Source organism: Arthrobacter arabinosi, from assembly GCF_054511115.1.
The window spans coordinates 1-1,576 of sequence record NZ_JBTNDF010000029.1 but is presented as its reverse complement, the minus strand read 5'-3'; the positions used below and the strand labels follow the sequence as shown (position 1 = coordinate 1,576).

Here is a 1,576-nt window from a genome sequence, read left to right as displayed (position 1 = left end):
GTAGGACACCGCCGGACAACCATTACAGGCTGAGGCCCCACACCACCAGGTGCGGGGCCTCACCCCTTTAACCCCACACCGTCCTCGTGGCACCGGGGCGCTTCCGTGGAGACCAGCGCCGGCACAGCCCCCACCGCAACCCGGGCAACGCTGAGGTCGGCTCCGTGGAGGTCGGCTCCGCGGAGCCAGCTCCTCGACGGCAGTTCCTGACCTATTCGCTGCCCTGCGACGGTATTCCCTGGGTCGCGGGCATTCTCTTCATCGGCCTTCTCCGGGAGCAGCCGGCCCTCGCCCTGGGTACCCGTCGGACGGCGCGACTCTGCGTGAACCATCAGCCCGACACCGCCGTATCCATCCGGAGGAACCGACTCGGCGCGGACACCGGGTACCCACCTATTCAGGGGACCGCCGAGGCTGCGTGGGGCTGGATGAGCCGAGGGGAGGTGACATCGGAGTTGTCGATGACGAAGGAGGCTCGTTCCCAGGGTCGCGCAGTGTGGAAGTACAGCCGCTGCCCATGCACATACCTTCGCATCGTCGGGTGCTCCGGGTCGGGATGGCTGCCATCCCGGATCGCCATGCGGGCCGCAGCCTCGGCGAAGGGAACGTCGAGGAACATGGAGGCGTCCCAGAAGCCGGCGAGTTCGTCGCGGTGCAGGAACATACCCTCCACCAGGACCAACGTCTCCGGTCGGGCATGACGGAACGGCGCCGGTTGGGACGTGTCGCGGGCAGCGTCGTAGGACGCTGGTGAATACCGACCGTCTCCTTCTGGGCCCAGTGGGTCGAGCACGTACTCACGCAGCGCCGGGTAGTCGTAGGTGTCGTTCCAGAAACCTTCCGGCGAGTGGCGCCCCCGGGCATGCCGGACCGCTGACGGGTTCAGGAAGTCGTCGGCGTGGATGATGACGACAGGACGATGACGGACGACCGCCGCCAGCCCGGCTGCGAAGGACGTCTTTCCGCTGCCGTCGACATTGTCGATCGCCACGATGCGGCGCCCCGACCCACGACTGTCCATGATGTCGCCGGCCAGTAGGTGCATGAAGTATTCCATCCCCCCATCTTCCACAGGAGAGGCGACGTGTGGTGAGGACCCGACCACGGGCGAGCTCGAGGCCGATGGACAGGGCTGACGACGCCTGGCATCGACCCGTGCCGACGAAGCGCAGCCTCCGGCCGGACGGCTAGGAACCGGCCGCTCATGACGTCCAGGTGCTCGACCGCGCGCCGGCGGGGTGAAGCACGGTTCCTGCCGCACGGATGGCACGGGTTGCCGACACTGCGGTAGGCGAACCAGCCAATGCCGATTGCGGGCACGCGCGTCGAGTGGCCGTCGGATTTGGCAGAGCGGGCGGGGCGGCCGTATAGTTATGGAGTTGCCCCGGTGAGGGCGACGAACCCCCAACTCAATGAAGCACTTCAGGCTCATGCCCAGCATGTTCCGGATGTGGCTCCATGATGATCCGGTCTCACCGACCGGTGCGGCGGGAATCGCGGATTTGCGGTTGTGGGGTTGGTGCGGGTAGGCTTGAAAAGTTGCTTCGGAGCGAGGATACGGCGTTTTGGTCGTGTT

Annotated in this window: 1 protein-coding gene; it reads right to left on the bottom strand. The window is 66.6% G+C overall.

Features of this window, described 5'->3' with window-relative positions; translation table 11 throughout:
- Positions 1–397: 397 nt before the first annotated feature.
- Complete coding sequence (locus ACX80P_RS16930) at positions 398–1,045, bottom strand: nucleoside/nucleotide kinase family protein (RefSeq protein ID WP_459279263.1); 648 nt, start codon at positions 1,043–1,045, stop codon at positions 398–400.
- Between the last annotated feature and the right edge of the window lie 531 nt (positions 1,046–1,576).

Bases quoted from the DNA above. Each gene is read 5' to 3' on its own strand.
- ACX80P_RS16930 (WP_459279263.1), bottom strand. From the start codon at position 1,045: ATGCACCTACTGGCCGGCGACATCATGGACAGTCGTGGGTCGGGGCGC.